This is a genomic window from Vibrio sp. R12-SG2-ISO1, from assembly GCF_059834045.1.
The window spans coordinates 94,481-101,936 of record NZ_JCBDGO010000004.1 but is presented as its reverse complement, the minus strand read 5'-3'; the positions used below and the strand labels follow the sequence as shown (position 1 = coordinate 101,936).

Below are 7,456 nucleotides of genomic sequence, written 5' to 3'. Positions count from 1 at the left end.
ACCATAGAGTGGGTTTTGCCACCGAATTGATAGCCATTGCAGCAAAACAAGATCTTAGGTTGTACCTGACCAAAGCGCTCGACCACACTGTCTACGCCAAAATCAGGAGAGGTAGAGGTCCACACCGCGCCGAGGCTGGTGGTTGCCAGCATAGCAATCACCGCTTGAGGGCAGTGTGGTAGGTAGCCAGCAACCACGTCACCTCGCTCGACGCCATTGTGACGCAGCCACTGCTGTACGATGGAGACTTGATCGCACAAGGCTTGCCAACTCAGCTGCGTTTCTACGCCAGATTCATTGTGAAACCAAATCGCCGGACTATTTGGACGTTGATACGCATAGGCGAGTAAGTTTTCTGCGTAATTGAGCTGTGCTTGAGGGAACCAGATGGTGTCTCGACTGGCACTAAATTGACCGTGTTTCGCTAGACCTTCTCCCTTAATACACTCACCGCGATAGCCAATCACGTCACAGACTTGCCAAATTTCGAGCCAAAACTGGTTAGGGTTTTCAACAGACCAAGTATGCAAATCCTGATAAGACTCAATAGCTTGGCCTTGCATGTTGATGTGCTGAATGAATTGCGCCATGTTGGCGTTGCGTTGTCGCTCAGTCGTGGGTGACCAAAGCAGTTCGGGGGAGAGAGCAGAAGAGTCAGTCATTGGCGTATCCAGCGTGTTTATTGTTTTCGTTGTTTTGATTTTTGGTGCAAATATCGCCAAAGTCAAACCTTGCACTTCTTTTCATATCCATGAAAAACAAGTAAAAAATTGGGAAATGTAAAATATTTGTTACATTGGGTTGGGCGGTGATTGAACAAGCCATGATTGTCACTCAATGTCGGTATGGATACGCTTTATGTAACAAAATTGTTATGGATTAACATCATGACCTCGTATCACTCTAAGCCTGTCGATGCGCAAGGGCAGATCGACTGGACGGCAGAAGAACATCAGATTTGGCAAGCCCTGGTTGAGCGCCAGTTGGCGGTCGTACAAACCCGCGCATGCCAAGCCTACCTAGATGGCCTTAAGCTGCTGGATTTGCCCCGAGACCGAGTCCCGGCACTGAGCGACATTAACCGCGTACTCGCCAGAGAAACTGGCTGGCAAGTGGAGCCAGTGGCAGCGTTGATCAGTTTTGATAAGTTCTTTGCGCTCTTGGCGCAAAAGAAATTTCCTGTCGCGACGTTTTTACGCTCACGACAAGAGTTCGACTACCTCCAAGAGCCAGACTTTTTCCATGAAATATTCGGCCATTGCGCCATGCTTACTCATCCCGATTTTGCCGCTTACACGCACACCTATGGCCAAATGGGGTTAGCGGCAACACCAGAAGAGCGTGTCTATCTCGCAAGATTGTACTGGTTTACGGTTGAGTTCGGCTTAGTTAAAGAAGCCGGGGCCACCAAGATTTACGGCGGGGGGATTCTCTCTTCGCCTGGTGAAACTGTGTATGCATTGGATGACGCGAGTGCAAAACGAACCCCTTTTGATCTCCATACTGTGCTGCGTACGCCCTATCGAATTGACATCATGCAGCCACAATATTTTGTTTTAGAGGATCTTCAGCAGTTGTATACCCTGAGCAACATGGACTTAATGGCCCACGTCAAGCAGGCAATGCAAGCTGGCTTACTCCCTCCACTATTTGAACCAAAGGAAATCTCCCATGTTGAATGAATTGCGTTGTGAAGCGTGCCACAGTGATGCCACCCCCCTCGGCCCTGAGGAACGAAGATTGCTATTAACGGAGTTGGAGGGATGGAAAATCGTTGATCGAGACGGCATCCCGCAATTGGAAAAAGAGTATCGCTTTAAAAACTATCAACTGGCGTGGGCCTTCGCCAATAAAGTGTCTCAGCTTGCTGAAGAGGAGTTCCACCACCCCTCGCTACTGCTGGAGTGGGGAAAGGTCACCGTCACCTGGTGGAGCCATTCCATCAAAGGCTTGCACCAAAACGACTTTATCTGCGCGGCCAAGTGTGACCGCTTTTAACGGATAGCATAACGCCCCTCACTAGCATTCGGCTTGTGAGGGGCGTCGTCTTTTCTCAGTGCGGCGTATTAGTTTGCGGTCAGGTAACGCTGCTCTTTGGCGAGTGTTTTATCGCCATCAATAATTTCGAACGTGAAAGTGCGGCCGTTATCAAACAAGTTAGCGGCGTAGAATGTTCCTTTTGAACCACTGACGAAATGTTTGACACCGTTGCCACGGACTGTGACGTCAACACCACTGACGGGTTGTCCGTTGTCAAGTACCGTGACGATTGCGCCGTGATTTGCTGTTGCTACATCAAGGGTGTAGTTGTGGCTGTCGGCAGCAAATGCTGATGTTGCAGTAACCAAAGAGAGTGCAAGAGTGGTGATGATAGTTTTCATAGAGTATTCCTCAACAAGTAGGTGGAATTAAGTTTGCTGGAGTCTGTCTCAGCGCTTGATAGGAATATTAAATGTGATTTCGGTCACGAAAAATCATGGTTTTTAGTTGGACTAGTTCGAAAAAATTGAACGTAATTTTGTTTAACTTGTGTACAAAGCTAAAGAGTTACTGATAATGGTCGCTATACTCTTTACAGTAACGACAAAGCGCTTGCGTATGGAACTATGAAAAAAATCATCATGGTGTTGTTGCTGCTTGTCGGTATTGCTTGTGCCGGTGGCGGTTATTACATCTTTTATTATAAGCCTCAACAAGATGCGTTGGCACTCGCCGCACAAGAGTCGGAGCCCGAGGCACCAAAGCCTGTGGAAAAAAAAGCGCCACCTGAGCCAGAACCCGAGCCCATCACAGATTATTACGTGAACCCAGTCAAACTTGGGGTGCGTGAGCAACCCGATGAACAGGCGTTTATCGAGAGTGTTGTGTATCGCGGCGATAAACTGCATGTTTTGGAAAAAAAAGACGGTTGGGGACGCATTTCACCCTATTACGTGTATGAAGAAGGGGGGCCGGAAGTCGCTGAATGGGTGCCGATGGAGGCACTGCTCGAGGTTGCGCCCACGATTACTCGTGAAGAGCGTATTGAGACGGTCAGTGGCTACATCGAAAATTCCGACGATTTTAAAACCTTTTTTGACCGCTTTATCCAGTCCACCGACAGTTTGCTCAAAGAGGGGACGTGCTCGCCAGAAGACTTTGAAGAGTTGGGCGGTTGGGTGCGTTCTGTTACCTTCAGTAGCGACGATATCTACTTTGTCTATTGCGGCGGTTTGAAACAGGCGAACAAAATTTACCTCAACGCGCAAACGGGCGAAATTTTCTACCGCTGATCCCCAAACACATTGACGAAACCATGACGCACAGATGCTTACATCTTGGCGGGAGTTAGTTATATACTTATCCAAGTATTTGAATTGCTAAACTATGTGCTCTGAGTACGGTCTTGTGCTCGTGGTTTGATGGACATAGTAGTCTTAACGAGGTCGAGTTGGCCTCGTTGACAGGAAAGGATAATAAAGGGAGAGAACGATGGGCACGATCACGCGCACCCTAGTTGCCGTCGCGTTTGCGATGCACATGGCCACGTCATATGCGGCTATCATTGAAACCACGACACTGGTGGGATTTGGTGAAGCAAAATATCCGCAAGATTTCACCCACTTTGATTATGTCAATCCAGACGCCCCAAAATATGGCAAAGTGACGTATGGACAAGTCGGCACGTTCGACAACTTTAACCGTTACGCTTCTCGCGGGGTTGCGGCGGCGGCCAGTGGCGAGCTATACGATCCCTTAATGTTCTCTCCAAGCGATGAGATCGATGCTTATTACCCCTTAATTGCACAGCGTGTCCGATACTCGGATGACTACCGCTGGTTAGAGCTCGACATCAACCCGAAAGCACGCTTTCACGACGGTCAGCCTATTACTGCGCACGATGTCGCCTTTACCTTCGATAAGTTTATGAAAGAGGGGGTGCCGCAATACCGCGTCTATTATCAAGACATTCAATCTGTGACCGCTAAAGATGATCTCACGGTGCGCATTGAGATGGCGACGCCCAATCGAGAAAAGTTGTTTAGCTTTGCGCAGTCCACGCGCGTGCTGCCTAAACATTTTTGGCAGGACAAAAACCTCTCCGAACCATTATCGACGCCACCTATCGGCAGTGGTGCCTATCAAGTCACCGATTATCAATCTGGCCAGAGCGTCACCTATTCACTGGTAGAAGATTACTGGGCACGCGATCTTCCCGTCAATGTGGGGCGCGATAACTTTGCGCAAATCCAATACGACTATTACCGCGATGACACCGTGATGCTCGAGGCGTTTAAAGCGGGCGAATTTGATTTTCGTCTCGAGAATTCCGCCAAGTTTTGGGCGAATTCTTACACTGGGGTCAACTTTGATAAAGGATACATTGTCAAACAAGAGATCCCTCATGAGAAGCCAGAGAACACCCAAGGGTTCGTGTTTAACACCCAGCGTGATCTGTTCAGCGACCCTAAGGTTCGAGAAGCACTCTCTTACGCGATGGACTTTGAGTGGATGAACAAAAACATGTTCTATGGTCAATACAGTCGCACGCGCAGCTACTTTCAAAATACTGACTATGAAGCCAAAGGGCTTCCTGATGAGGGCGAATTAGCGGTGCTTGAACCTTATAAAACTCAAGTGCCGGCGCGAGTGTATACCCAGGAGTATCAGCCGCCAGTCACCGACGGCAGTGGTCGAATTCGCGCCCAGCTTAGAGTCGCGTTTAAACTGCTCGATGAGGCGGGTTGGGCACTTAAAGACAAAGTAATGACCAACAAAGAGACCGGTCAACCGCTCACCTTTGAGCTGTTGATTTATAGCCCAACCACGGAGCGTATTGCGATTCCATTGCAAAAAAATCTCAAGCTCATGGGCGTAGAGATGAACATTCGCTCGGTGGATACCACCCAATATATCAAACGCTTGCGTGACCGAGATTTTGACATGGTGTCCTCGTCTTACAGCGCCAATCCTTATCCAAGTCCGAACTTAATGATCGTTTGGAACTCCAACTACATTGACTCCACCTACAACACTGCCGGTGTGATGGACCCTGTCGTGGATGCGTTGACGCTTGAGATTTCCAACAGTCAGCAAGATACGCAGGCGTTGTTGTCACTGGGTAAAGCGCTCGATCGCGTATTGCAATGGAACTTTTATGTGATTCCACAGTGGCATGTTGGCGAGTACCGCGTTGCGATGTGGGATAAGTTTGGACGCCCATCTGTGACGCCCAAATACGACCTTGGCGTTGACACTTGGTGGGTCGATAAACAAAAAGCGGACAAATTGCCAGAAAAACGCCGCTAAACCTGTAGGGCGATATTGAGCAAGGCCAATTCGAGGGAAACATGGCAGCGTATATATTTCGACGACTTTTGTTGGTGATCCCCACCTTGTGGGCGATCATCACCATCAATTTCTTTATTATTCAAATAGCGCCAGGCGGCCCTGTCGAGCAAGCGTTAGCCCAGATGGAAGGGCTCGGTTCCGGTATTATGGAGCGTTTTGCCGGCGGTGGGAGCGAAGTCGACCTGAGTGTCTCCAATGACAATGCCGTGAGTGGTTATAAAGGCTCTCGCGGCTTGGATCCAGAAGTGGTGGAGGCGATTAAAGTCCAGTTTGGTTTTGATAAGCCGCTGCTTGAGCGCTATGTTGAGATGCTCAAAAACTATGCGACCTTTAATTTTGGTGAAAGTCTGTTTAAAGGCGGTAACGTCATTGATTTGATTGTCGAGCGGTTGCCCGTCTCCATCTCCCTCGGGCTTTGGAGTACGTTGATCATCTATCTGATCTCGATTCCTTTGGGGATTCTAAAAGCGATTCATCATGGTAGTCGCTTTGATATTTGGTCCAGTGCACTGGTGATCATCGGTTACGCCATTCCCGGTTTCTTGTTCGCCATCATCCTTATTATTTTGTTTGCCAGTGGCAACTACTTTAGCTGGTTTCCCTTGCGTGGTTTGGTGTCGGCCAACTTTGAGCAGCTGAGTTGGTATGAACAAATCCTCGACTATTTTTGGCATTTGGCGCTGCCGATTTGTGCGATGGTGATTGGCGGCTTTGCGACGCTCAGTATGCTGACCAAGAACTCGTTTCTGGATGAGATCAACAAACAGTATGTAGTGACGGCGCGGGCAAAAGGATTGGACGACCGCTCTATCTTGTACAAACACGTATTTCGTAACGCCATGCTTATCATTATCGCGGGTTTTCCTGCGGCATTCATCAGCATCTTTTTCACTGGTTCGATGCTGATTGAAGTCATGTTCTCTCTTGAGGGCATAGGTCTACTCGGTTTCGAATCGACCATACAGCGGGATTATCCGGTGGTGTTTAGCTCGCTTTACATCATGACGCTGCTCGGACTGCTGCTGAGTATTATTTCCGATCTGACCTATACCTGGGTTGACCCAAGAATTGATTTTGAGGCGCGCTAATGCAAGCGAAGAAAAGACGTAACCCGCTCAACGAAGCTCGCTGGCAACGCTTTAAGGCTAATAAGCGCGGATTTTGGTCGTTGTGGATCTTCTTGGTTTTATTTACCGTGAGTTTGTTTGCCGAGCTGATTGCCAACGATAAGCCATTGCTGGTGGAGTACGATCAGCAGTGGTATTTTCCTATCGTTCAACAATACGCAGAAACGGAATTTGGCGGTGAGTTTGAGACCGAAGCCGATTACACCGATCCGTATGTGATCGAGCTTATTGAAGAGAAGGGCTATCTGATTTGGCCTCTGATCCGTTTCAGTTACGATACGATCAATTTTGATATTTCCGGTAGCGTGCCATCGGCGCCCGATAGCGTCAATTGGCTCGGCACAGATGACAAAGGCCGCGACGTACTGGCCCGAATCATTTATGGTTTTCGAATTTCGGTGCTGTTTGGTTTTGTGTTGACCATCATTTCCAGCGTGATTGGTGTTGCCGTCGGCGCGACGCAAGGCTACTACGGTGGTTGGCTGGATCTGTTGGGTCAGCGTTTTATCGAAATTTGGTCCGGAATGCCGACCCTATTTTTACTGATCATTTTGTCGAGCTTTGTCGAGCCGAATTTCTGGTGGTTACTGGGGATTATGGTGGCCTTCAGTTGGATGAGCTTAGTCGGCGTGGTGCGCGCCGAATTCTTACGTTGCCGAAATTTTGATTATGTCCGCGCCGCGCATGCGATGGGCGTCAGCGACGGGCGCATCATGCGTCGCCACATGTTGCCCAATGCGATGGTCGCCTCACTGACCATGATGCCGTTTATCTTATCCGGTTCGGTCACAACATTAACCTCGCTTGACTTCCTTGGCTTTGGTTTACCGGCCGGTTCGCCATCACTGGGTGAGTTACTGGCGCAAGGTAAAGCCAATTTGCAGGCGCCGTGGCTCGGTTTTTCGGCCTTCTTTGTTCTCTCTATCATGCTAACCTTGCTCGTTTTCGTCGGCGAAGCGGTACGTGATGCGTTTGACCCCCACCACCAAGGACGATAA

At 49.0% G+C, this 7,456-nt stretch carries 8 protein-coding genes; 6 read left to right on the top strand and 2 right to left on the bottom strand.

The genetic code is table 11. The features are described 5' to 3' along the window. Positions 1 to 662 (bottom strand): AMP-binding protein (locus AC6R10_RS04375; RefSeq protein WP_500671570.1); only part of this gene is annotated, 662 nt, incomplete at its 3' end. Between the two features lie 225 nt (positions 663 to 887). Between AC6R10_RS04375 and phhA the strand changes: the two genes are divergently transcribed. Further along, on the top strand, positions 888 to 1,682 hold the full coding sequence (phhA, locus tag AC6R10_RS04370; RefSeq protein WP_500671569.1) for a phenylalanine 4-monooxygenase: 795 nt from the start codon (positions 888 to 890) through the stop codon (positions 1,680 to 1,682). Further along, positions 1,672 to 1,998: a 4a-hydroxytetrahydrobiopterin dehydratase gene (locus tag AC6R10_RS04365; RefSeq protein WP_334552079.1), complete on the top strand. Its 327-nt coding sequence runs from the start codon at positions 1,672 to 1,674 to the stop codon at positions 1,996 to 1,998. Before phhA ends, AC6R10_RS04365 begins: the two co-directional genes overlap by 11 nt. Before the next feature lie 68 nt (positions 1,999 to 2,066). Here the strand turns inward: AC6R10_RS04365 and AC6R10_RS04360 are convergent, their stop codons facing one another. Continuing rightward, positions 2,067 to 2,381: a hypothetical protein gene (locus AC6R10_RS04360; RefSeq protein ID WP_334552078.1), complete on the bottom strand. Its 315-nt coding sequence runs from the start codon at positions 2,379 to 2,381 to the stop codon at positions 2,067 to 2,069. A gap of 225 nt (positions 2,382 to 2,606) precedes the next feature. Between AC6R10_RS04360 and AC6R10_RS04355 the strand changes: the two genes are divergently transcribed. The 4 genes from AC6R10_RS04355 to AC6R10_RS04340 all read left to right on the top strand — a co-directional run bounded on the left by AC6R10_RS04355 (position 2,607) and on the right by AC6R10_RS04340 (position 7,456). Then, positions 2,607 to 3,272, top strand: coding sequence for an SH3 domain-containing protein (locus AC6R10_RS04355; RefSeq protein WP_487902304.1), 666 nt, complete (start codon positions 2,607 to 2,609; stop codon positions 3,270 to 3,272). Between the two features lie 241 nt (positions 3,273 to 3,513). Next, complete coding sequence (locus tag AC6R10_RS04350) at positions 3,514 to 5,289, top strand: extracellular solute-binding protein (protein WP_500671572.1); 1,776 nt, start codon at positions 3,514 to 3,516, stop codon at positions 5,287 to 5,289. A 41-nt stretch (positions 5,290 to 5,330) separates the two neighbouring features. Next, positions 5,331 to 6,419, top strand: coding sequence for a microcin C ABC transporter permease YejB (locus AC6R10_RS04345; RefSeq protein ID WP_334552076.1), 1,089 nt, complete (start codon positions 5,331 to 5,333; stop codon positions 6,417 to 6,419). Beyond that, positions 6,419 to 7,456 carry an ABC transporter permease gene (locus tag AC6R10_RS04340; protein ID WP_334552075.1) on the top strand — a complete coding sequence of 346 codons (1,038 nt, stop codon included), beginning with the start codon at positions 6,419 to 6,421 and terminating at the stop codon, positions 7,454 to 7,456. The genes AC6R10_RS04345 and AC6R10_RS04340 overlap by 1 nt, the downstream gene beginning before the upstream one ends.